Genomic DNA, 22,469 nt, shown 5'->3' with positions numbered 1-22,469 from the left:
GTTGCGGATCAAGTCCGCGCTTACCATGACGGGCTCGTGCGCCGTGACTCCACGGCCCGTTCGTTCGGCTGGGTGCTGCCATCGGTTGGCGTGCAGGCGCTGCTGACTCGGCTCGCCGAGACGGACCTGCGCGCGCAGCTGGCGTATCAGGATCGCGTCCGCGCCTTTCACAGCCAGCTTCGGCGGTTCTATTACGGCTACCTGTTCAACGACCGCCCGTTCGGAAAGCCGGACTTCGAAAAGGCACCACGATACGACACCCAGCCTCCAGCCAGCCCGAATAGGCCCTAGGGGCCGTCCACCGTATAGCGTGCCGGGCGACCGGCCGCGATCCAGCGGCAGATCATCGGCGTGTACATCGACCGGTCCATGCTTCGCATCGCCGCCATCGCCTCCGCATCCATCGGCTCGGGTTCTTCGCCTTCAGCCGCGGATACCGCGCGGACGAACCCGATGAAATCGGCGTCGGTGACCGTTGTGGCGCTGCATTGACCGGTCGAGGCCCGTCCGGCGGGTGCCGGTCCGGTACTGGCGGGCTGAGTCCCCGGGAACACCCCATCGGGCCAGGTCGCCAGATGGTCCGACCGCTCGGCCATCGGCATCGCGACCTGCATCGCGATGCTTTGCGCGCTTTGCATGCGCTCGGCATAATTCTCGGTGTCAAAGCTATAGCCGCCCTCGCCGGAATAGATGACGCCCGGCGTCGCGAACGACAGGCTGAGCTGCCCCGCCGGGAGGATCGGGGTGCGACACGCGCTTTCGGGGTCGGAATTCTCCTCGTAAAGTCGCGCGGTAAGCGTGCCGATCAGTCCGCCATGATCGTTCATCGTGATCGTCACCGTCGCGTCGCTGCGCCGCGTTTCGACGAACAGGCATTGGCCGTCAGAGCGAGTCTGGGCCGCGGTGATCGAATCGACGCCCGCCTCTGCCTTTCGCACCACGTCCAACCAACCCACATCCACGCGCGCCGGGAAGGTCCCCGTCTGGCCGTCGGCGAGTTGCGGCAGTGTCAGCTTGACCGATGCGCCGTCCGGCAAGCCACCCGAAGCTGCGAGTTTCGCCGCTGCCTTGGAAAGCCCGCCCTCGTCGAACAAAGCCTTCTGGATTGCATTGCCGGTGCTGACATAATCTTCGCGGGTGAACTGGGCCTGCGGGTACATATGGCCCAAGATCGCGCCAGTCGCGTTGCTCGACGCCGACAGGTCCGCAACCTGGCCATAGGCGAGCACGACGGTCATCTCGTTCCCGCACTTCAACGTGGCGCGCCCCTCGGCATCGCAGTCAGGGGCCGGGTCGCGATCCACGATATGGGTGCGGTTGGGCGCCACAACCGGCTTTGGGCCAGGCTTGGGCGCGCGCGACTTGACCTTGGTCTTGCGCACCGGGTCTTCGACGGTCGCTTCGGCATCGACCGTCGCCTCGGCGCCGGGTCGAATGAAGGTGACCTGCAGCATATGGCCGCGCGCATTGGCCGGGCGTGAGGGCACGTTGGTCAGCAACACCGTCTGCCACCCCTTCAGGCCGCCCGGCGCGTTGGGATTCAGCGGCAAGTAATAGCTGTGCCATTTGGTCGTGCAGTCATTGGGATTGCCCGTCGCCTTGGCGACGAGCGGATCCTCCACGACCTCGGCGCGCGACGTCAGCTCAAAATCCCCGCAGCCGCCGGTCGTGCTGCGCGCGGTAACGCTGAAAGCGGGCGGCATGTCGGTTCCGGCCATGCTCGCGGCCTCGCCGGTCATGTCCAGACCATCCGGCGGCAACTTCACACGGAAGCAGCGGGCGGAAAGCGCCCGGATCGGCACCGCGCCGCTCCAGCTGCGGCTGGTGGTCAGATCGACCGATCTGCATCCGTCAGACCAGAGCAGCTTGTCATATTGGTCGGCGGCCAGCTTGCCAAAGCGCGCCCGCGCGATCAGGTCCGGCATGTCGGCAAGCTCGGCGATCATCTCGGCATAGACTTCTCGCACCCCGCGCGGCCAGATCTTGTTCGGATCGCTCTTCAGCCCATTGTCCATCCAGGCGAGCCAGGCGTTCGAATCCTTGGTGCGCGGGCTGGGACGGCTCATCAGATGCTGCACCGCCTTCAGCCCGCCGGACCGACCGCGCAGCATGTGGCGAAAGAAGCTCCCGGTCAGATATCCGGCCATGGTGATATGCCCGCCGGGATCGCTGGCTTCGGCATAATATTCGGGATGATTGCGCGGATAGCTCTGGGCGATGCTGTCGACGTCAAGCGGATGATCGTAAAAGCGCAGGCCGAGGAAAAATGAAAAATTGGCGTTCTTCATCGTTGCGGTTTTGCGGGCGATGTCCTTGCGGGTCAGATTGGGCAGGTTTTCCAGCAGGCCATAGCCAAAGCCATTGGCCTGTCCGTCCAGCACCCATGGTGGCAGGAACGTCCAATTGGCGTCCCCCAAAAGATCACGCTGCTTGCCATGGATGAACTCATGCGAGGTGAGCAGCGGAAAGTTCCACTCGCTCGCGCGATCGGCGTTGAAGCGCACGCTATGGCCGTATATCGTGCACCATTTGTTCTTGCTGATCCCGAGGCGTCCGCAGAGCCGAATACGTAACGGTTCAGTCACGCCTGGCGTTGTGAACGGTAGATAGTTGCCGAACGATGCAGCAACATTGTCGAAGTCGCTTTCGTTGCGCTTCCGATAGAACCCGACGATCTTGCCGTTATATAGCGTGTCGATCGTCGGGACGGTCCATTTCTTATCGTACAGGCGATAGATACGATCGACATCGGCCTGCACCTTGGGCGGCACCTCAATTTCGGACGCCGTGTCCTCGTCATAGCCGAACAGCGGAAGCGTTTTTGGCGCCTCCTTCTGTCCCTGCTGCGCAGACAAGGGCAGCGCGAGGCTGCACAGGATCACGGCAATGGCACCACGGCGCAGGCTCATCATTCGCGCTATTCCTCGATCGTGCGAACAGCAAAGCGCCAGGCGAAATCGCCCCGCGCGTTGAACAGGTGGCCGGACAGTCGCTGCCCCCCGGCGCGACGGATCAGCACGATCAGCGGATCGCTCTCATCGGCTGAAACCGGCAGCGCGACCATGATCTGGTCACCGATCACGCGTCCCTGTGTCGTGCCGCTCGCGCCGATCCATTCGCATGGTTCGGCCAGCGGATCGTCGCAGATTGCACGACCGGCAGTCCAGGATACCGTGATCGCCGCTTCGCCACGCGAATGGATCACCTGAAGCCGCAGCAGGTCCGCCCCGCCGCGCGTGCGGATGCGGGGGTCTTCGCGGTCAAGCTGGTAATTGCCCTGCCAGATACCCGGAGGCGCGCCGGATTCGGCTTCTTGCGATGCCAGGACCGGCGGTCCGGAAAGGAGCATCCCGGCGACCACGGCGCCCACGAGCCGGGGCGCGATCATGATTTGGGCACCGCAAAGTTCATGTGGACCGTCGCATTGTCGGGCGATTGTTCGATCACCACCATGTTCAGCACGCGACCGTCAGGATGCTTGCCCTCGATCGAGGTCTCGTTGCGCTTGCGGACGACGCGGGTTTCGGGCGCGGACGCCGAAAATCCAAACTTTTCCATCGACGCGACATGGAATGCGATGACCTTGGCCGGGGCCGCCGGCGCATCGTACAACAGTGTTCCGGCATCGCGCTTGACGTTGCTGCCGAAGAAGGAAGTCAGGTAGCGCCCGCCGTCATAGGTCTCGACGAAATCGGGTAATTTGTCGCGCGGGAAGGGATTGCCCTTGGCTGCCGACTGCACGACCTCGGCTACGCCGGACGCGGCCGCCTGCGCTGCGGTCGGATTGCCCTGCCGGGGTGCGGGATCGCCGCAGCCGGCGAGCGTCAGGGCGATCACCGCCACTGGCACAACTGGTTTCATGGTCCGCTCCGCTGCGTCAGGAAATGGTTCGCGAATGGGTGAGGTTGAGGGACAGCTTGCCCTCATCGTCCTTCGTCACCATCACCATCAGCGTCTTCGACTTGTCCTCGCTCTCCGCGAGCAGCTGGGTCATGTGATCGGACATGTTCTCCATCCCGATTTTCAGGCCATGCTTGTCCATCGAGGCGCGATAAAAGGCGACGAGGTCGTCGGCGGTGCGGTTGGTCTCCAGCGTCAGGGTACCGCCCGCCTTGCCATCGCTCTTCATCCGCAAATTGTGGATCGGCTTCGCGCCGGGCGGCAACTCGACGAAATCGGGCAGGTCGCCGATCGTCACGCCGATGCCCCCGGGCTGACCCGTGCCCGGTGTCTTTGCGCTGTCGGCTTCAGCCTTGGATCCGGCGGACACGTTGCCGCCGTCACCGCCGCCGCATGCCGTCAGGGCAAGCAGCGCGGCGGCGGAAATCATCAACGGTCTTGGCATGTGCAGTCTCCTAGATGTCAGGACCGGGATCATTTCGGATCGAGAATGCCGCCCACCAGGCGACCGACGCCGCGGCGCACCTTGTCATGGGCCTGACGCTCCGCCTCATCGGCCGCGGTCTCGCCGACCCGCTCGACAATCCCCGGCGCGCGCGGGGCTGCGGTGGAGGCTGCACGCGGCGCTGGCGCAGTCGCGGATGCTACCGCGCTGCCTTGCCCAGCGGTGACCGCGGCGCCGAGGCCGCGACGGGTCAGCGTTCCGGTCCAGGTCGCATAGGGGGTTTCGTCGCAATAGCCCCATTGCCCCTCGAACGCGTCGAGCGCCGCATTGAAGGTGAACGACATGCGCCCCCAGTGATTGGTGCCACCGCGCGCCTCGCTGCAGGCTCGATCGCTGGTCCCCTGCGACCAGTAACCGGTGATCTCCATCCCGGACCGGGTGCCCTCGATCTTGCCGTTTTCAAAGGTGTAGTCGGCGCGGAACGTCGCGGCGCCCCATTCGGTGACGGTGAGGTCACCCCAGTCGTTGGTCGAATAGACATTGCCCAATGCCGAGGGACCGGCGGGCTGCGCCGCTGGCGTCGCAACGCTCTGTGCCGGGGGCGCGGCTGCGGCCAGCGATGCGGCGCTGCGACCGAAGCAGAGCAGTTCGGCAAAGTGATTGTCGCTGGTCTCGCGATAGGCAACCGAGGCGGAGAAGTTCATGCCGCGGCAATAGCGATCGGCGGTCTGCTTGACGCAGGTTGCGCGCTCCGTCCCCGGGCGATTGCACGCGGTCAGGCGCCGTCCCGACGCCATCGGTGCGCAGAACAGTGCCGATGTCGGCCCTGCGCCGTCACGGCATGTCGTCGCCGCAGCCGGACCGCTTCCGCCAGTCTGTGCCAAGGCCGGCGTCGCGCCAAAGGCCGAACCGAGCGCTCCGGCAGCACCCGCCGCGATCATCATGGTCACAAATTGCATTCGCCCTACTCCCCAACGATGCGCCGCGCCGCTCAACTGCGTGGAGGCGTCGATGATGAGAACAGGATCGCGAACCGAAACCGGACATTGGCGATTGAAAAGAATTCAGTTGCGCTCGCGCAACGGTCGGGGAAGCTTGGTGCAACTTGTCAGGGGGCTAACATGTCAGTCGACTGGAACAGATTGTCCGCAGTGGTTGACGCGACCCTGGACCTTCCGGAATCCGCACGCCCCGGACATCTCGACGGCATCGCTCAAGAGGACCCGGAACTCGCAATCGAGGCGCGGAAACTTCTGGCACGGATGGAGGAAGCGGCCGCGTTTCTTGAGCCGGACGTGAAGCCGGACGCGCAGATCGACTATGGGCCGCAGGTCGGCGACCGCTATGGCGCCTGGCGGATCGACGCGCTGATCGGCAGCGGCGGGATGGGCAGCGTTTATGCTGTCAGCCGCGCCGAGGGCGGGTTCGAGCAGGCGGGTGCGCTCAAGCTGATCCGCAACGATCCCGGCGTCGATCGCCACAGGCTGACGACCGAACGCCAGTTGCTCGCGACGCTCGAGCATCCCGGGATCGCGCGCATTCTTGATGGCGGCGTCGATGACGCGGGAAACCCCTGGATGGTCATGGAGCGGATCGACGGTCCGCCCTGCGATATCTGGTGCGACCGCCATGGTGCCGACCTGACCCGCCGGATCACGCTTGCGATCGAAGCGATTGAAGCCGTCGCGCGCGCGCATCAGGCGCTGATCCTCCATCGCGACCTGAAACCGTCGAACGTTCTGGTCGACGGCAATGGGTGCGCCCGCGTGATCGATTTCGGCGTTGCAAAGCAGATCGCATTACCGGTCCAAACGCAGAACCCGCTCCCCGTCTCTGCCCCCTATGCCGCGCCCGAACTACTCACCGGCGCGCCGGTCGGTCCACCATGCGACGTCTATGGCGCAGCCGCGCTGCTGTACGAGCTGGTGACGCGGAAGCCGCCGATCGAACTGGACGGGTTACCCTTTGTCCTTGGCATCGGCCGCGTCCTCGATACGGCGCCGCGCCCGCTTCACGCGCATCGGGGCGTGGATATCCTGGCCAACGCATCCGATGCGATGGTCGCCGATCTCAACGCCGTGCTCGCCAAGGCACTGCGCAAGGAGCCGGCAGCACGCTATCCCACGCTGGACGCGCTGGCCGCGGATTTACGCCGCGTCCTCGATCGCAAGCCGGTGGCCGCACGGCAGGGCGAGCGCGGCTATGTCGTCCGTCGGCGACTGTGGCAGTGGCGCTGGCCGATTGCGGCAGGGTCGGCGATCACGCTCAGCCTGGCCGGTGGTCTTGCCGCCACGATGTGGCAGGCGCGCGAGGCCTATGCCGCGCGGGATGCCGCGCTGGCGGAGGAGGAGCGGTCCGAGGCGGTTCGCGAATCGCTCTATGTGATGCTAGCCGAAAGCGCGGACCTTGCGGGCAGCGACGCCAGCCGGCGCGACGTGCTCGAGCGCGCCACCCGTCGCATTGTCGCGCGCTTTGCCCGCTCGCCCGCCGATCAGGCACCGGTGCTGCATGCGCTGGGCGAGTTGTTCTTCTATCTGGGCGACTATCAGGGCGCGATCGCCGCCTTGCGCCCGGTAGCCGCGGCAAGCGGTGCGGTCGGCGTTGATCCGGAAACGCTGGCCGCTGCGCGCTACGATCTGGCGCAGACGCTGGTACGCACCGGCGCGATGGACGAGGCGCGCACCCTGCTGTCCCAGGCGCAGGCATTCTGGAGCAGTGACCCTGAAAAATGGCGGTTCCGCATGATCGACAGCCGGCTGCTCGAGGCGCAGCTCGTCCGTGAGGACAACCCCGCTGCGGCCGCCGCGCTGCTCAAACAGGCCGCCGCCGATCATGTTGCGCTGGTCGGCAGCGACAATCGGCTGGCCGGCGTATTTCACAATAATCTCGGCGTCGCGCTACAGGTTGGCGGTGACCTGACCGGCGCGCGGACTGCGCTGGAGCAGGCGCAGCGGATCTGGTCTGCAACCGGCCTGACCGATACGCCTGATGCGCTGAACACTGCGAACAATCTGGCGGCGATCGAGGTGTTGCTGGGCAATCCGGCCAAGGCTGCGCCGCTGTTCGCATCGGCCGTGCGCCTGCGCGAAAAGCTGTTCGGCGCGTCGGCGGGGACGGCGGCATTGCTGAGCAACTATGGCAAGGTGTTGCTGCAACTGGGCGATGCCGAACGCGCGCTGCCGCTGCTGACCCGTGCCGAGGCGATGGCGGAACGCTTTGCCGGGGCAAGCTCGATGCTGCACGTCTCCGCGCTCGCCGGCCTGTCGGAAGCGCATATCGCGCGCGACAGTCCGGCGCAGGGCCTGACGCTGGCGCGCAAGGCGATCGCGGTTGCCGGAGCGGCGCCAATCCCGCCCTACGCCATTGCCCGGATCGCGCTCGGGCGCGCGCTGGCCGCTACTGGCGACAAGCCGGGTGCGCGCGCAGCACTCGCCGAGGCGCAAGCGATCGTCACACCGATGGGGCCGGCGGCGGCGCGGCTCCAGCAGGCGATCGACGAGATCGCGAAGCGCTACGGCCTGTGAAGCGCGGTCACGCGTCCTGCATATGATCGAGCAGCAGCGCCTTCGCCTTTACCCATTCGCGCCGCACGGTGCGTTCGTTGATGCCCAGCAATTCGCCGGTCTCGGCCTCTGAGAAGCCGCCGAAGAACCGATACTCGACAATATCGACCAGTCGCTGATTGACCAGGGCGAGTTGCCGCAGCGCGTCGTCGAGCGCGACGAGCCGCTCGTCGCTTTCCCAGAAAACCGGGAGATCGTCATCGAGCAGGACATCGGCTCCGCCACCGCGCTTGGCTGTCAGTCGGGCGCGGGCATGATTGACCAGAATCTGGCGCATCGCCAGTGCAGCAGTACGCAGGAAATGCCGCTCGTCCTGAAAGTCAGGGGAGGCGCGGAGCTTAAGAAACGTTTCGCTGACCAGTACAGTCGACCGCATGGTCTCACCCGCACCATAGCGCCAATGACTGCGCGCAGCGAGCCGCCGCAGTTCTGTATACAGTACGGTTATCAGGATTTCCGCACTGTGACTGTTGGCCATGTGCAGAAAGTAGCGAAATTCACAGCCGGCGGCAATCTGATCATGGTGCCTTGCAGCCGAGGGTGAACAGGGATCGAGCCCCTTCGCCGGGCGCCCTCCCGATCGTCCGCACTTTCAACGTGAACGGGCTCCGCCTCAATGCGCGTCCAACCACCCCAGGAATGTTTCGAACACCGGCGACTGCTTGCGGTCGCGGCGATAGATGAGGTTGATGTTCCATCGCGTCGGCGGGTCGAGTTCGATCGCCATGACATCGCGGCGCGAAACCGAATCGATCACCTCGTCATCGGCAAAGCCGATTGCCCCGCTTCGGCGCGCAAGTTCGACCACCGTGCGCTGGGTCGACACTTCATGCGTGATCGACGGACGGACGCCGAAATCGTTCATCATGGTTTCGACTGCGAGCCGGATATTGTGCGGCTGGGCCATCATCACGAACGCCTCGCCATGCAGCTCGCGGAAATGGATGCGGTCGCGGTTGGCGAGGCGATGGTCGGCCGGGACGGCGATCTTCATCCGCCGTTCCCCGATGACCCGCGTCGCCAGATCGAACCCCTGGGGCGGGGCACCGATGATCGCGCCAAGATCGACTTCACCGGTCAGAATGTCGTTGATGACGGTCTGCGGATGTGCGGATTTGATGTTGATCGCAACGCGCGGGTGCGCGCTGGCGAATTCGGCCAGCAGATCGCAGAGCGCGCCTTCAGCAACCACCGGAACCGCGACGGTGCGCAGCGTGCCGGGAAGGCCCAGGCGTAGTTGCCCGATCGCCTCCTGCACCATGTTGAGACCGGCGAAACTGCGATCGACCGATTCGAGCAAGGCGCTGCCCGCCTCGGTCAGCGTCATGCCGTAGCGGCCGCGTTCGAACAGCTTGAACCCGCAGTGCGTTTCGAACGCGCCGATCGCACGCGTGATGCTGGGCTGGGTTGAATTGAGCCGCTCCGCCGCGCGTGTGGCGGAGCCCGTTTCGGCGATGGTGCGGAAAATCTCCAGCGTGCGCGCGTCGATCGGATGCATATCAGCCCTGTATGGGAGGTGCCGAAATCGGCATTTCTCGACAGGGTTAACCCGAGTTTATGAGGTCCGTCCAGCTGCGCCGCGCGCCCGAAACGGGACGCGGGCGGCGGGCGGGGCGGGGGTCACGATGCAACTGGAACAGGTCTGTATGGACCGGTCGACGCCGCGGCGCGCCTCAGGACGGGCCGAGCGTTCGGTTGAACGTCGGCACATAAATATCGACGGTGGAGGAGAAGGACTTCTGTGTCCCCGATCCGATCTCCGCCTCGATCAGGTCCGGCGTCGTCCAGCGCGCGCGCTGCGGTGCAGTCTTGGTTTCCGCTACATGTTCCTGATTCGACATGGCCCGTACCCTCCAATTTGTTTCGGGGGCGATACTGCGCAGTCGCGACTATCGCGTCAACCCGTGAAATCCGAAAAAAATCAACTAACCCATTCAGATATAATGAATATTCTGAAGGAGGCGGTGCGCCTTCATGGCGTTCGGCGATGAAGGCGTACCGCGTCTCTGGCCTGACGGTGGACAGCGATATCGCGCTGCCCAGCTTTGCCGGGATCGAGCGTGGCGACAGTGCAGATATCGTCGTCCGCGCGGGCGACGTTCCCGATTCGGTCGCGGACGCGCGGCTGATCGGGCCGAACTGGGTTCTCGCAGGGGACGCCATCATCCTCGGCATTCCCGGCGTGGTGCGGATGTTGATGCATGGCGGCGACACGCTGACCTATGCGGTCGAGCCCGGTGCCGCGTCCGAAGAGGTCGCAATCTTCCTCACCGGGACCGGCATCGGCATTCTGCTGCATCAGCGCCGTGCGATCGTGCTGCATGCCAGCGCGGTGCGGGTCGGCGATCATGCCGTTCTGTTCTGCGGCCCCTCGGGCGAGGGCAAGTCGACGCTGGCAGCAGCGCTGGGCGAAGCGGGGCATGATCTGGTCGCCGACGATTTTTGCAGGATCGAGTTGCGCGAAGGGGCGGCGCCGCTGGTTCATCCCGATGGCCGCCAGATGCGGTTGTGGGAGGATGCGACGGAGGGGCTGGGCATCGCCGGACGCCGTGGTGCACAGGTCCGTGCCGCGATCCGCAAATTCTATGTTGCGCCGCGCGCGGTGAGCGACCGCCCGCTGGCGATCGGCGCGATCTATGCGCTGCGGGAAGCGCGCGCGCCGTTCGCGCCCGGCCTCCACGTCCCAAATCTCGTCGACGCCGCGTTGATCGTTCGCCGCAATGCCTATCGCCCGTTGCTGGTGCGCGAGATGGATCAGAAGCAGTTGTATTTCGATGCGGCGGCGCGGCTGGTGCGCGATGTCGAGATCCGGATCCTCGCGCGGCCGCTCGACTTCGGGGCCATGCCCGATGCCGTCGCGACGCTGCAAGCGCATTGGCGCGCGCTCGGCCTGAGCGTGGAGCGGGCGGCATGAGCCGACGCGTCTGGCTCGCTTCCTATCCCAAGTCGGGCAACACGTGGTTCCGGCTGCTGCTCGCCAATCTGCGCGCCGACAGGCCCGCCGACATCAACCGGCTGCCGACCGAACCTGCGCTGGCCAGCGCGCGGGCGCCGTTCGACCGGGTCACCTTGGTCGCTTCGGGCCTGTTGACCCTGGACGAATGCGATCTGCTCCGCCCCGCCGCCTATCGCGCGATGGCGCGGATCGACGATCCCGAGGAAGATGCGGGTGCGGCCGGGATCGACGACACGATCTTCGTCAAGACGCATGATGGCTGGACGCACAATGCGGCCGGGGAGGCGATGCTGGGCGGCGCGGATGCGGCGGCGGGCGCGATCCTGATCGTGCGCGATCCGCGCGACATCGTCGCGTCGCTGGCGCATCACAACGCAGCGCCATATGACGCCGCGATCGGCTTCATGGCGGACCCCGCAGCGCGCTTTGCCGATCGACTGGACAGCCAGCCGAGCCAGCTGCGCCAGATCGTGACCGACTGGAGCGGGTTTCAGGCGAGCTGGCTCGATCAGCGCGATATCCCGGTTCACCTGATCCGCTACGAGGATTTGCACGCCGATGCCGCGGGCGAGCTGGCGCGCGCGCTCGCCTCTGTCGGGGTGGCTGCGAGTGCGGCAGAATGCACCCGCGCGGCGGAGTTCGCGCACTTCGGACGAGTGCGGGATCAGGAGAAGCGGCTGGGCTTTGGCGAGGCGCCCCGGCCACAGCTTGCCACCAGCTTTTTCCGGCGCGGCGCGGCCGGTGGCTGGCACGACGAATTGTCGCCGGAACAAGCGGCGCGGGTCGAGGCCGCGCACGCCGCGATGATGGCGCGGCTTGGCTATCAACTCACCGAACGGAGACGGGAATGCGCGTGATCGGGCAAAGCCGGGATTGGATCAGCAGCGATCTGGGAGACCAGTTGATGATGATGAACATCGATCGCGGCATCTATATCGGATTGAACCCGATGGGTGCGCAGATCTGGCGCTTGATCGAAACGCCGCACGCGACGGACGACATCTGCGCCGAACTGATCGACAGGTTCGAGGTCGATCCGGCGACCTGCCGCGCCGAGGTCGATGCCTTTATCGACAAGATGGCGGCGCGTGGGCTGGTGTTGGTCACGGCGGCCTGAACAGTCATGGCGGGCATTTTCGGCCTGTTGCGGCGCGACGGATCGGTGGCATCGCCGCGCGATCTGGCGCGCATGGCACAGCGGCTTGGAGCGCTGGCTCCGGGCGGATGCCGCAGCGAACCACTGGGCGAGCTCGGCATCGGAATCTGCCACGCCCCGTTGCGCGCAATCGACCGGATCGACGGCGTGCCGATCTGCGATGCGCAATCCGGCATCACCCTGGTCGCCTCCGCCCGGCTCGACGCGCGTGGCGGACTGGGGGCGGCGTTGGGGATTGCGCCCGCCGACATCGCGCGGATGACCGACAGCGCGCTGATCCTGCGCGCCTGGCTGCGCTGGCGCGAAGCGTTCATCTTGCACCTGCTCGGCGACTTCGTGGTGGCAATCTGGGACCAGCGGCGCCGCCGGCTGGTGGTAGCCCGCGACCCGATGGGGCAGCGCGACCTGTTCTATCATGTCGGGCGCGACCTGTTCGCGTTCGCGCCCGACGTGCCGGGGCTCTGGGCGCTGAGCGAGGTGCCGCGCGCGCTTGAGGATTCAATGCTGTGCAACGCGCTGACCGGGGAGTTCACCGCCACCCCCGGCGCGACGATGTTCACCGGCATCGCCAGCCTTCCCGGCGGTCATCTGCTGATCGTCGAGCCGGGACGCGAACCCGAACTGCGCAGCTTTTGGGAACCGCATGCCGGTTCGGCGCATGTCGGGCGCGACGCGTCCTATTATGTCGAGGCGTATCGGGCGATTTTGGGTGACGCAGTGGCAGCCCGGCTGGACGGGCTGGAGAAGCCACCCGGCCTGTTGCTCAGCGGCGGTTTCGACAGCAGCGCGATCGCGGGGCTGGCGCGCGACCCGCTTAAGCAATCCGGGCAGCGGCTCGTCGCCGCCGCGTCGGTCATGCCGGCCGGGTACGCCGGGACGATCCGCCATGCCGGACGTTGGGTCGACCTGTGCGCGCGCGACATGCCCTGGCTCGACATCTGCCGGGTGACGCGCGACGCACTGGATCCGATCGCCGATATTCAGCGCGGGCTGGCCGAGCGCCAGGCCCTGCCGTCGGTCTATGACCCGGTGGACGCGTCCCTTTGTGCCGCATTGGCGTCGCGTGGCGCGGGGTTGGCGATGGACGGGCATGGCGGCGACTATACGCTCAACCCGCGCGGGCGGCACGCGCTTGCCCGCTGGCTGGCGGATGGCGCGTATCGCCGATTTGGGCGCGAGTTGCTCGCCGCGCGACGCACCACCGGGCGGTCGCTGACATCGTTGCTGCGATACGATGTGGCGCCGCATTTCCTGCCTCCCGCGCTGCGCAACTGGCACGCCGCGCGACGCCGCGCGCGCCTGCCGGTGCAGTCGGGCTTCATCGCGCGGTCAGGCAGCGTTGCGCCGACCCGGGACAGCCGAGGGGGATTGTTGTGGGCGATCGACCTGGTGCGGCGGGGCAGCGGCAGCGCGTCAGGCTTCGCGCGCCATGGCCTCACGCTCAGCCGTCCGTTTCACGACCGTCGGGTGGTGGAACTCGCCCTGGCGATTCCCCCGGACCTGCAAGTCCGCGATGGCCATACCCGACATCTCGCGCGCACCGCGCTCCGCGACCTCTATCCCGCTGAGTTTCAGATCCGCGGGCGTGCCAATGATGACCCCTTTCCCGATTTCCAGGCAGCGATCGACCGGATCAAGCCGACGCTGATCAACGATCTTGAACGGCTACAGGGCTCTGCCTCGCTTTCCGCGATGATCGATTTCGATCGGTTGCGCGCGATGCTGACGGCGAGCGGGCGCGGGGAACATCGCTCGGGCTGGGAGCAGGAAACCCATGCCGCGATGAACGCCTATTGCGTCGCCCGCTACGTCGAATGGTTCCGCAGGGAGAATTGCTAACCGCTATCCGCACCGTGTTGCGCGGGAGGTCCCGCGGATCGAGCAGCGACGGCCCGGTAGCAGTCATCACGCGCCAACAATCGCTGCCGCCTGCAGCAATCTCGGCGGCAAGCGGCGACGCGGCGAGACTGCTCATCGGTATGATGGCGTTGATACCGAAGGGCGGGCGGGTATGGCCATCGGCATCGGTCCACGCGGTAATGCCGCCGACCGCTATGGCGCATCCGCACGGTTTTGCTCGTGGCTGAATCCCAGCGCATGCCCGTACTCGTGCGCGGCGATGGCGCGTACGCAAATCCCGCGTGAAAGCGTATTCCTTGCGCCACTGCGTGAATGGGAACGGGGCATCGGTCGGTGAAAGTGCCAAGGTCCGCTTTGCGCCCCAAAAGCGGCCAGAAACCGCAAGCTACAGACTTCCCGCAAGCCGGCCCTTTCCACTATGCGCGAGGACCTAACTCCTCGACGTTTCGCTAGGTTTCCGTTCCGCGATCGGCGCGGATTCGACATATCGGCCTTGTCAGGAGGAGGGATTTCAATAGAGCCGGACTGATCATGATCTCGCTCTCTACCACCGTATCGACCTCTGCCGACCTGCTCTCGACCGAGATCGATGGCGAGGTCGTCATGATGGACATGGAGGCTGGGCGTTACCTCTACCTTGATCGGATCGGCAGCGTCATCTGGTCTGAACTGGGGCAGCCGCAGACGGTGGCTGATCTGTGCCGTTCACTGGCGGATCGCTATGCTGCGCCGATTGAGGAGATTGAGCGCGATGTGCTTGATCTGCTGGAGCAGATGCGGCGCAACGATCTGATCCGATTGCACGATTGAGCGCGGGTGTCGGTGTTTCCTGCCGCCGTGCAACCCGTTCCGGCACGGCTGTTTTACGACGGCGACCGGCTCTCCGCTGACTGGGTAGACATCGCCGATACCGATCCGACCCTCCCGTTCCTGCATGATCGCATTGCGCAGGCGGGCCCCAGCTGGCGCGCGCCTCTGCCGACAGCATCAGGAACGAATCTGCCGTCGGCGGTGGTGCTGCATGCGGGGCGTTGCGGATCGACCCTGGTGTCTCGTTCCTTGTCCCGCATGTCGCGCTGTCATGTCGTATCCGAGCCGCAAGCGGTGAACGCGGTGCTCGGCGTAGACGGGATCTGGCCGTTCAAGTCCCACAAGGCGCGATGCGAAGCGCTGCGGCAGGTGATCGCGGCACTGACTCGATCAGCCCGGCCGGACCAGGACCGCGTCATCCTGAAGCTGTCGAGCTGGAATGCACTGCACCTCCCTTTGATCGAGGAAGTGCTTCCCGACGTGCCCAAACTGTTCGTTTATCGTCAGCCGGAAGAGATTCTGGTCTCGCTGCGCGACGCACCGGCGGGATGGATGCGGCGAGCGGCCGATCCGGTCCAGACCAAGCTCTTTCTTGGGGGAGCGGCGCCGACGGGGCGTCATGCGCTCGCCTTTGCGGCGCAGGTGCTCGGCCGCATCTTTGCGATGGTCGCCGACGCTGCGAGCAGGCCCGGAGCGGCGGGGAGATGGCTGCTGATCCCCTATTCCGAACTGCCCGGTGCGTTGAACGGCAAAATTCCCGCGTGGCTGGGGCTACACCCGTCGGTCGTGGACCTAGAGCGCATCGCCGACGCGGCCGCGATCCACACCAAGGATGCGAACGGCAAGCGCCCGTTCGAGCCGGATAGCGCTCGAAAGCGGGCAGCAGTGACGCCGGAGCTGGCCGAATTGGCGGCGCGGTTCGTCAACGCCGCCCATGATTACCTGGACCGGTTGCGTGTTGCAGGGGAAGTTCAGTGAACGCTGCCCATAACTACACATATGGCGGCCTCGTCTTTCGCTCGAGCGTGGCGCTGCCACTGATGCCGCACGGCTGCGATCCGGCATCGGTGGACGTCGACGTCACATTCGGCCCTCTTCCAACCCCAGCGGCCGTGTGCCTGCGCGCCAAGCCGCATTTTCAGATGTATGCCGATGGCACCGCGATCCTTCGCTCGCCGCACGGCATCCGACTGCTGATCGATAATGGCCGCTCGCTGCGGATCGAGGTGCCTGAAGGGGTCGATGCGCGGCTGGTGCAAAGCTGGCTGATCGGGCCTGGGCTTGGCCTGATCATGCATCAGCGCGGTGTGCCGCCGCTGCACGCCTGTGGGGTTAGTCGAGACGGCTTGGCCGTGGCGGTTGCTGGCGATAGCGGCGCGGGGAAGAGCACGACCGCCCGCGCGCTGATGCAGCGCGGCCATGACCTGATCGCGGAAGATCAGGCGATTATTGACCCAGCCAGAGCGACGCTGTTTCCCGGCGTCCCCGACCTGCGCCTGTGGGCGGTTGCCGCCGAGCGGTTTGGTGAACGGACCGAAGAGCGCGCGCGGGTCGGGATGCATGAGGACAAGTTCACCATCTCATCGTCGCGCGAGCGGTTCGACCGTACACCGCGCCCGCTGGCTGCGCTGTTCGTTCTTTCGTCGGAGCCTGCCGACATGCCGGTGAGCACGCGACTGCGGGCAGGTCCCGCAGCACATGCACTGCACAGGCATATCTATCGCCAACGCCTCGCGACGTTCATGGGCCGGGGCGCGGAAATGTTTGGCTGGGCCACCGCGGTCGCCGCTCGCGTGCCTGTCTATGCGGTGCGTCGTCCGCACGACCTGTCGCGGCTGGATGAACTCGCCGCCCACATCGAGCAGGTCGTGGAGCAACAGCGATGAGTGCGATTGGCGGGGTGTGGTATCCCGATGGCCGGCCTGGCGCCAAGGCCGATTGTCAGCGGATCAGCCGCGCGCTCGCTCTGTATGGCCCAGACCGTGAAGGACAGTGGGACGGCGGCCAGATCGCGCTGGCGCATCGCCTGATGGCCTTCCTCCCGGAAGACCGGTTCGATCGCCAGCCGCTGACCGGGCGCGGGGGGCGGCTGCATCTGGTCGCCGATTGCCGGATCGACAATCGCGAAGAGCTGGGCCGTGCGCTGGGCATCGAACCGGCGCATCAGGCGGTGATGTGCGACGCTGCGTTCATCCTCGCGGCGCTCGAACGCTGGGGTGAGGGTGCGGTAGACCGGCTGTGCGGCGATTTCGCCTTCGCGGCATGGGACATGGATGCGCGGACGCTGATGCTGGCGCGCGACCCCGTCGGCAATCGGCCGCTGCATTACCATGTCGGGCGCGGCTGGTTCGCCTTTGCGAGCATGCCAAAGGGGCTGCTGGCGCTACCCGACGTTCCCACCGGCCCGGACGCGGATCGCCTGTTGACCTGGCAGATGCTGTTGCCGCTCGATGGCTCGCACAGCTTCTACAAAGGGGTTCAGCGGCTCGACTTGGGGCAAGTGGCGACGGTCCATGCGGATGGGCGGATTCAACTGCGCCGCTATTGGAATCCGATGGCGGTGCCGCAGCGTCGCGACATTCGCGGCAACGCTGATGCGGAAGGGATGCGCGACGCCCTCGATGTCGCGGTGAAGGCGCAGCTGCGCAGCACCGGCGGCACCGCACTGATGTTGAGCGGTGGTCTCGATAGCTGCGCGTTGGCGAGCAGCGCCGCGCCGTTGCTGGCGGAGCAAGGCAAGCGGCTGTCCGCTTACACCAACGTGCCAATCGCCGGCGCCGATGCGACCTATGCGGCCCATCTCCTCACCGACGAAGGCCCGCTCGCTGCGCAGATGGCGGCGCTGCATCCGAACATCGACCATCATCTGGTTCGTGCCGCCGACGCCGACCTGCTGGCGTTGATCGAACGCATGGTCTTCCTGGCCGACCAGCCGGTGATGAACCCGCTCAGCACCGCCTGGGTGCACGAGATCTACAGCCGAGCGGCCGCGGCCGGGGCGCCCGTGGTCCTGACGGGCGTGAGCGGCAACATGGCCCTGAGCTATACCGGGGAGCATGGCCTGATCCGGCACGCGGAACGGATGCGACTGTGGTCATTGTGGCGCGATGCCGGGGTGCTCGTCGCACGGGGTGTTTATCCCGACCGAAGCGTCGCGTTGCGCCGCACGATCCGTGCGCTGCTCCCGACAGACCTCATGGCGCGATGGCACCGGCGTGGGGGCAACCGGATCACGCCGCTGGCGGCGATCTCGGCGCAGTGGGACAATCCCGATGCGCAGGCCATGTTTGCGCGCAATTCAGGCGCACTCGGCCCGTTCGCGCGGGTGCGGCGCTGGCAGCATTGGCACGATATCCTCATGCAATCGCGCGATCCGGGGCCGCTGAACGCCGCTGCCAATGCGGGGTATCGTGTGGACCGGCGCGATCCGACATCGGATCGCCGCCTGCTGGCCTATTGCCTCGCGCTGCCGGAGGATCGGTATCTGCGCAATGGCCGAACCAAGGACGTGTTTCGCCGCGCCTTTGCCGACCGGATCCCGACAGAAATCCTGCACTCGCCCCTTCGCGGCACCCAGACTGCGGACTGGAAGCACATTCTGTTGAAGGCGCAGCCCGCAATCCAGGCCGAGCTGGCGCATCAGGCGCGGGTCAGCGCTTGCGGCGAGCTGATCGACGTAGATGGGCTGAGTTCGCTCGCCGATACGCTACAGGATGCCGCGCCGGACGACTGGAATTCGGTGCAGCGCCATTATTTGAAGCTGGTGCGCGGCCTCTCGACCGGCATGTTCACCCGGCGTGCCGCCGGCGGGAACTAGGGCGCCCCACCTTCGCTCAGCCGGACCAGCGACCGGCGAGCAAGGCGCGCGATGCAATCGCGAACAGTCGGCATGTCGAGGCCGCACAGGTCGGACAGCTCGACAATCTGGCGCGCACCGGCGCCCAGCAACGCCGCCATGACTGCGCGCTCCTCTGCATCCAGCGAGACTGTCCCGCCGTTGAAGCCGACACGCGCGGTGCCTTCAGCGGGAAGCTGCACACCCGCAGGCAGCAAGGGCTGAACCCAGCAATCCGGCGCCAGTTCGGTCGACAGACCCAGATTGAACGGCAAGCGCACGCGGCGGCGCTGTGTGGAACTCTCGATGAACGCGCGCAGGTCGAGCGTGTCTGCAAGCCGGTGCAGGCGCGCGCGCAGATCCGCCTCGTAGCGTGTCAGATCCTCTTCCGAACCATAGACTGGAACATCGGCATCGGCGTTGATCGCGGTGCTGCCTTCCGCGGCGAGCCACTTGAACAGGTCCGATTCGCGCGGCCAGGATAGTGCGTTGGTCAGGTGCATCGCTGCGTCGCCCTCGACCGTTGCGCGATGCACCTCTCCACGCGGAAGGTAGAGAATGTCGCCCGGCTCAAGCACCGCTTCCCAGACGACCGGGCCAAGATGCTCGTCACCCACGAGCGTCGTGTCGGCGCAGCTATCTGGGCGCGGGCCGAAACAGGACCAGCGTTTGCGGCCATGCAGGTGCAGCACCAGCACGTCATGCGGATCGTAATGCGCACGAAACGCACTTTCGCGCCCGAAGCTGGCATAGAGGTTGGTCTGAACCCGCGCGGGAAGCGCATGCTCCAGCATCGTAACGAGACCGGCGATGGCGGGAACATCGTGGTGAATCTGACCGAGCGAGAGGCTCAGCCCCTCCTGGCAGAAGCGCTGGAGCTGGTCGGTGAAAGCCACCCGCTTGAAGTCGGGGCCGATCTGGCTCCACATTTCACGCGGCAAATCGCGTCCCCGCCGCACCACGCGCGTGCGGTCATCGAACAGCCGATCGCTTTCCAGCAGGGCGTTGAAATGCGACCAGGGCACAAGCGCGCGGAACGCATCGCGATTGCTGGTGCGCACATGCAACCGGCACCGCTCGCGAACCGCGGAATCGAGGACCGGGGAAGCGTGCGGCGCCAGAAGCGCTTCGAGCGAAGGAATCATCGACGTGGCCGTTGCGGGTCGAATCGACTGGCGACCGGCACGCTGATGCAGCGCGCCTTACGACGGCTGATTGGGATCCTGGTCAGCCGAAACCGCTCCACCGGCCTCGGTCGCGCTGTTGATGTCGGCGATTTCGAGCGTCGGCCGAGTCCATACCGCCTTGGCGTTGTCCTGGTCGGCGCGGATGATCTCAACATTCGATGACGGCGTAGTCATGTCGGGGCTCCCATTGTCTCGCCCCACCTTTAGCGGCCCTCGGGTATTTCTCAACCGAAAGAGGGCGTCTCGTTTCGGTGACGAACGCTCGATCGAGCCTGCATTACCGCAGTATGCCGCACGTCGATCGGTCGCCAACCAGGCGCGACTTATCACACGTCGTTCGAATCAAGGTCGCCGACCGTGCCCTCGCCCGCTTGGGTCGAGCTGTTGATCTCAGTTACTTCCAGAGTTGGCCGCGCCCACGGAGCCTTGCTGCGGGCTTCCCCTTCAAGCGGAGGCTGGGCCGGTTGCGGACTGGCTGCTTTGGGCACCGGATTGAGCAAAGCTGCCGACCGCAATCCTTGCTCCGGAGGAGTCAATCGCGCGGCTGGATCGACCGATAACGTAATGAATGACACGATCTGGCATACGGCGTTTAGCCGACCTTGCCCGCCTTCACTTCGGCGCGGCAACCGCACTTAGTGTCTGCATCAAACCTCTAAGCCGTTGGTCGCCTAACGGCCCATCGGCGGTCGAACCACCTGCGATTGTGAGACACATTCCCGCGAGGAATCGCAAAGAGCTCCGAGGGCATCCCAATGGATGCCACTAGAGCTACAAAAAAGTGTGGAACAAAAAGTGGGAGCCGCTTTCACCAGATCGTCTGAAATGGCGCAATCCCGCCATTTTCCGCTTGACGATGGTGACCCCTACGGGAATCGAACCCGTGCTTCAGCCGTGAAAGGGCCGCGTCCTAACCGCTAGACGAAGGGGCCGTGAAGGCGAGGGCGCCGGTTAGGCAAAGCTTTCGCCGCGGTCAAGGGCGAATCGTGCGGTTCAGTCGGCCCAGGCGGCGTCATCGAGATGAATTTCTGCTGCGGGCCGTGCGCCCCAGTCGTCGATCTTGGCGCGGCCCGCGATCCACAGCTTGCGGTCGCGCGGTGCGCCGAGCAGGGCGAGGCCGAGCGGGGTGTCGGCGGCGCGGAAGGCCATCGCCTTGATGCTGCGCCCGTCATCGCCCGCGACGATCGCGCGAACATGGCCGTTGCCGACGATATCGCACTTGATCAGCCGCACCGGTCCGGCAACCACGCGCGGGGCGGGCCAGCCCATGCCATAGGGGCCGCCGGCCTCCATCGCGGTGACGAGGTCGGGATTGACCCCGCCGGGCGCCAGCACCGCATCGAGCAACAGCGCGCGATCGCCCGAGGCGCGCTCGACCGCATCGGCGAGCTTGGCGTTGAGGAACGCGACGAATGCCGGGATCTGATCCTCGGCCACGGTCACGCCCGCCGCCATCGCATGGCCGCCGCCCGCGATCAGCAGGCCGGCTTCCTTCGCCGCGATGATCGCCGCGCCGAGATCGACGCCGGAGATCGAGCGGCCCGAGCCCTTGCCGATGCCGTCCTCGCCGATCGCAATGACGATGGCCGGGCGGCCATGCTTTTCCTTCAGTCGGCCGGCGACGATGCCGATCACGCCGGGGTGCCAGCCGCGCGCGGCGACGACCGCGACCGCGCCTTCGGGCTCCATCGCTTCGGCGGATTGCTGAACCTCCGCCTCGATCGCGCGGCGTTCGTCGTTGAGGCGGTCGAGTTCCTGCGCGATAGTGCGCGCCTCATCCATATCCTCGGTGGTGAGCAGGCGGACGCCGAGGTCCGACTTGCCGACGCGGCCGCCGGCATTGATGCGCGGGCCGAGCGCGAAGCCGAGATCGGTGCAGGTCGGGGCGCGGGTCAGGCGGCTGGCCTCGATCAGCGCGTTCATACCGATGTTGCGGCGCTGAGCCATCACCTTGAGGCCCTGTGCGACGAAGGCGCGGTTGAGGCCCTTGAGCGACGCCACATCGGCGACCGTGCCGAGCGCGACCAGATCGAGCAGGTCGAGCAGACGCGGCTCGGGGCGGGCGGCGAAGAAGCCGCGCGCGCGCAGCAGGCGGACCAGCGCCGCGCCGAGCAGCCAGGCGACCCCGACCGCAGCGAGGTGGCCATGGGCGCGCCCCTCGTCCTCGTCGAGGCGATTGGGGTTGACCAGCGCGAGCGCCACCGGAAGCTCCGACGCGCATTTATGGTGGTCGACGACGATTACCTCCGCGCCGACCGCCTTGGCCTCGGCCAGTGCGTCATAAGCCATCGCGCCGCAATCGACGGTGATGATGAGGTCGGCGCCCGCGCGCTTCAGCCGCACCAGCGCCTCGCCCGAGGGGCCGTAGCCCTCCATGAGGCGATCAGGGATATAGGCTTTGGGGTCGAGGCCGAGCTCGCGGAGCAGGCGGATCAGCAGCGCGGCAGAGGTCGCGCCATCGACATCATAGTCGCCGAACACCGTGACCTTCTCGCCACGCTGGACCGCATCGGCGAGCCGCTCGGCGGCGCGGTCCATGTCGCGGAAGATCGACGGGTCGGGCATGAAGGCGCGGATGCTGGGGTTGCGATGCGCCTCCAGCTCCTCGCGCGGGCAGCCGCGGGTGAGCAGCAACTGGGTCACCAGATCGTCGGGGGCAAAGCCGGGGTCGCGCGTATCCGCCGCCAGCCCCCGCCAGCGCCATGCCTGGCCGAGGATCGAACTATGGACGTTGAGCACGGGAGTCATCGGGGGGCT

Annotated in this window: 21 protein-coding genes, 1 tRNA gene and 1 pseudogene; 10 read left to right on the top strand and 13 right to left on the bottom strand. The window is 66.2% G+C overall.

Translation table 11 applies throughout. The features are described 5' to 3' along the window. Positions 1 to 291: pseudogene (locus tag K9B35_RS16560) on the top strand (DUF3526 domain-containing protein); the annotation flags it as partial. On the opposite strand, the gene K9B35_RS16555 reads toward K9B35_RS16560, so the two are convergent. From K9B35_RS16555 to K9B35_RS16535, 5 genes are read right to left on the bottom strand one after another with little or no spacing between them, the layout of a single operon-like run. After that, positions 288 to 2,909 carry a hypothetical protein gene (locus K9B35_RS16555; RefSeq protein WP_224923090.1) on the bottom strand — a complete coding sequence of 874 codons (2,622 nt, stop codon included), beginning with the start codon at positions 2,907 to 2,909 and terminating at the stop codon, positions 288 to 290. The pseudogene K9B35_RS16560 and the gene K9B35_RS16555 sit on opposite strands and share 4 nt — an antisense overlap. A gap of 8 nt (positions 2,910 to 2,917) precedes the next feature. Continuing rightward, positions 2,918 to 3,349, bottom strand: a complete 432-nt coding sequence (locus K9B35_RS16550; protein ID WP_224923089.1) for a hypothetical protein — start codon at positions 3,347 to 3,349, stop codon at positions 2,918 to 2,920. A 35-nt stretch (positions 3,350 to 3,384) separates the two neighbouring features. After that, on the bottom strand, positions 3,385 to 3,861 hold the full coding sequence (locus K9B35_RS16545) for a hypothetical protein (RefSeq protein ID WP_224923088.1): 477 nt from the start codon (positions 3,859 to 3,861) through the stop codon (positions 3,385 to 3,387). 16 nt (positions 3,862 to 3,877) lie between these two features. After that, a complete protein-coding gene (locus K9B35_RS16540; RefSeq protein ID WP_224923087.1) occupies positions 3,878 to 4,345 on the bottom strand; it encodes a hypothetical protein in 468 nt (155 codons plus the stop codon). Positions 4,346 to 4,374: 29 nt separating this feature from the next. Continuing rightward, positions 4,375 to 5,304 carry a hypothetical protein gene (locus K9B35_RS16535; RefSeq protein WP_224923086.1) on the bottom strand — a complete coding sequence of 310 codons (930 nt, stop codon included), beginning with the start codon at positions 5,302 to 5,304 and terminating at the stop codon, positions 4,375 to 4,377. Positions 5,305 to 5,496: 192 nt separating this feature from the next. On the opposite strand from K9B35_RS16535, the gene K9B35_RS16530 reads away from it, so the two are divergent. Then, positions 5,497 to 7,869, top strand: a complete 2,373-nt coding sequence (locus tag K9B35_RS16530) for a protein kinase domain-containing protein (protein ID WP_224923085.1) — start codon at positions 5,497 to 5,499, stop codon at positions 7,867 to 7,869. Positions 7,870 to 7,876: 7 nt separating this feature from the next. On the opposite strand, the gene K9B35_RS16525 is transcribed toward K9B35_RS16530, so the two are convergent. The 3 genes from K9B35_RS16525 to K9B35_RS16515 all read right to left on the bottom strand — a co-directional run bounded on the left by K9B35_RS16525 (position 7,877) and on the right by K9B35_RS16515 (position 9,749). Further along, the gene (locus tag K9B35_RS16525; protein WP_224923084.1) at positions 7,877 to 8,386 is read right to left on the bottom strand and encodes an ECF-type sigma factor; all 510 of its coding nucleotides are present in this window, start codon (positions 8,384 to 8,386) and stop codon (positions 7,877 to 7,879) included. Between the two features lie 135 nt (positions 8,387 to 8,521). Continuing rightward, positions 8,522 to 9,406 (bottom strand): LysR family transcriptional regulator, encoded by an 885-nt coding sequence (locus tag K9B35_RS16520; RefSeq protein WP_224923083.1) that lies wholly within the window; start codon positions 9,404 to 9,406, stop codon positions 8,522 to 8,524. Positions 9,407 to 9,581: 175 nt separating this feature from the next. Further along, complete coding sequence (locus K9B35_RS16515) at positions 9,582 to 9,749, bottom strand: hypothetical protein (protein WP_224923082.1); 168 nt, start codon at positions 9,747 to 9,749, stop codon at positions 9,582 to 9,584. Between the two features lie 146 nt (positions 9,750 to 9,895). Between K9B35_RS16515 and K9B35_RS16510 the strand changes: the two genes are divergently transcribed. The 4 genes from K9B35_RS16510 to K9B35_RS16495 are packed head-to-tail and all read left to right on the top strand — an operon-like array spanning position 9,896 to position 13,859. Next, complete coding sequence (locus K9B35_RS16510; RefSeq protein WP_224923081.1) at positions 9,896 to 10,822, top strand: HPr kinase/phosphorylase; 927 nt, start codon at positions 9,896 to 9,898, stop codon at positions 10,820 to 10,822. Further along, entirely contained in the window at positions 10,819 to 11,721 is a 903-nt protein-coding gene (locus K9B35_RS16505) for a sulfotransferase domain-containing protein (RefSeq protein WP_224923080.1), read from the top strand. The genes K9B35_RS16510 and K9B35_RS16505 overlap by 4 nt, the downstream gene beginning before the upstream one ends. Then, positions 11,712 to 11,981, top strand: a complete 270-nt coding sequence (locus K9B35_RS16500) for a PqqD family protein (protein ID WP_224923079.1) — start codon at positions 11,712 to 11,714, stop codon at positions 11,979 to 11,981. Before K9B35_RS16505 ends, K9B35_RS16500 begins: the two co-directional genes overlap by 10 nt. A 6-nt stretch (positions 11,982 to 11,987) precedes the next feature. Further along, positions 11,988 to 13,859, top strand: a complete 1,872-nt coding sequence (locus tag K9B35_RS16495) for an asparagine synthetase B family protein (RefSeq protein ID WP_224923078.1) — start codon at positions 11,988 to 11,990, stop codon at positions 13,857 to 13,859. A 213-nt stretch (positions 13,860 to 14,072) separates the two neighbouring features. Here K9B35_RS16495 and K9B35_RS20375 read toward each other — a convergent pair whose 3' ends face one another. Next, a complete protein-coding gene (locus K9B35_RS20375) occupies positions 14,073 to 14,207 on the bottom strand; it encodes a M12 family metallopeptidase (RefSeq protein WP_224923077.1) in 135 nt (44 codons plus the stop codon). Between the two features lie 204 nt (positions 14,208 to 14,411). On the opposite strand from K9B35_RS20375, the gene K9B35_RS16485 reads away from it, so the two are divergent. From K9B35_RS16485 to K9B35_RS16470, 4 genes are read left to right on the top strand one after another with little or no spacing between them, the layout of a single operon-like run. Next, positions 14,412 to 14,690: a PqqD family protein gene (locus K9B35_RS16485; RefSeq protein WP_224923076.1), complete on the top strand. Its 279-nt coding sequence runs from the start codon at positions 14,412 to 14,414 to the stop codon at positions 14,688 to 14,690. A gap of 6 nt (positions 14,691 to 14,696) precedes the next feature. Then, entirely contained in the window at positions 14,697 to 15,668 is a 972-nt protein-coding gene (locus K9B35_RS16480; protein WP_224923075.1) for a hypothetical protein, read from the top strand. Beyond that, complete coding sequence (locus K9B35_RS16475) at positions 15,665 to 16,576, top strand: hypothetical protein (RefSeq protein ID WP_224923074.1); 912 nt, start codon at positions 15,665 to 15,667, stop codon at positions 16,574 to 16,576. Before K9B35_RS16480 ends, K9B35_RS16475 begins: the two co-directional genes overlap by 4 nt. Next, on the top strand, positions 16,573 to 18,507 hold the full coding sequence (locus K9B35_RS16470; protein WP_224923073.1) for an asparagine synthetase B family protein: 1,935 nt from the start codon (positions 16,573 to 16,575) through the stop codon (positions 18,505 to 18,507). The genes K9B35_RS16475 and K9B35_RS16470 overlap by 4 nt, the downstream gene beginning before the upstream one ends. Here K9B35_RS16470 and K9B35_RS16465 read toward each other — a convergent pair. The 4 genes from K9B35_RS16465 to recJ form a co-directional block, all read right to left on the bottom strand. After that, positions 18,504 to 19,586 carry a JmjC domain-containing protein gene (locus tag K9B35_RS16465; RefSeq protein WP_318245982.1) on the bottom strand — a complete coding sequence of 361 codons (1,083 nt, stop codon included), beginning with the start codon at positions 19,584 to 19,586 and terminating at the stop codon, positions 18,504 to 18,506. The genes K9B35_RS16470 and K9B35_RS16465 overlap by 4 nt on opposite strands. 141 nt (positions 19,587 to 19,727) lie before the next feature. Further along, a complete protein-coding gene (locus K9B35_RS16460; RefSeq protein ID WP_224923071.1) occupies positions 19,728 to 19,886 on the bottom strand; it encodes a hypothetical protein in 159 nt (52 codons plus the stop codon). Positions 19,887 to 20,569: 683 nt separating this feature from the next. Beyond that, positions 20,570 to 20,644 (bottom strand) — tRNA-Glu (locus K9B35_RS16455). Positions 20,645 to 20,705: 61 nt separating this feature from the next. Next, entirely contained in the window at positions 20,706 to 22,460 is a 1,755-nt protein-coding gene (gene recJ / locus K9B35_RS16450) for a single-stranded-DNA-specific exonuclease RecJ (RefSeq protein ID WP_224923070.1), read from the bottom strand. Between the last annotated feature and the right edge of the window lie 9 nt (positions 22,461 to 22,469).

It is taken from the genome of Sphingomonas sp. R647 (assembly GCF_020177055.1).
In the GTDB taxonomy this organism is placed as follows: Bacteria; Pseudomonadota; Alphaproteobacteria; order Sphingomonadales; family Sphingomonadaceae; genus Sphingomonas.
Note: the sequence above shows the minus strand (reverse complement) of the source record. Positions and strands in the feature narration are given on the sequence as shown.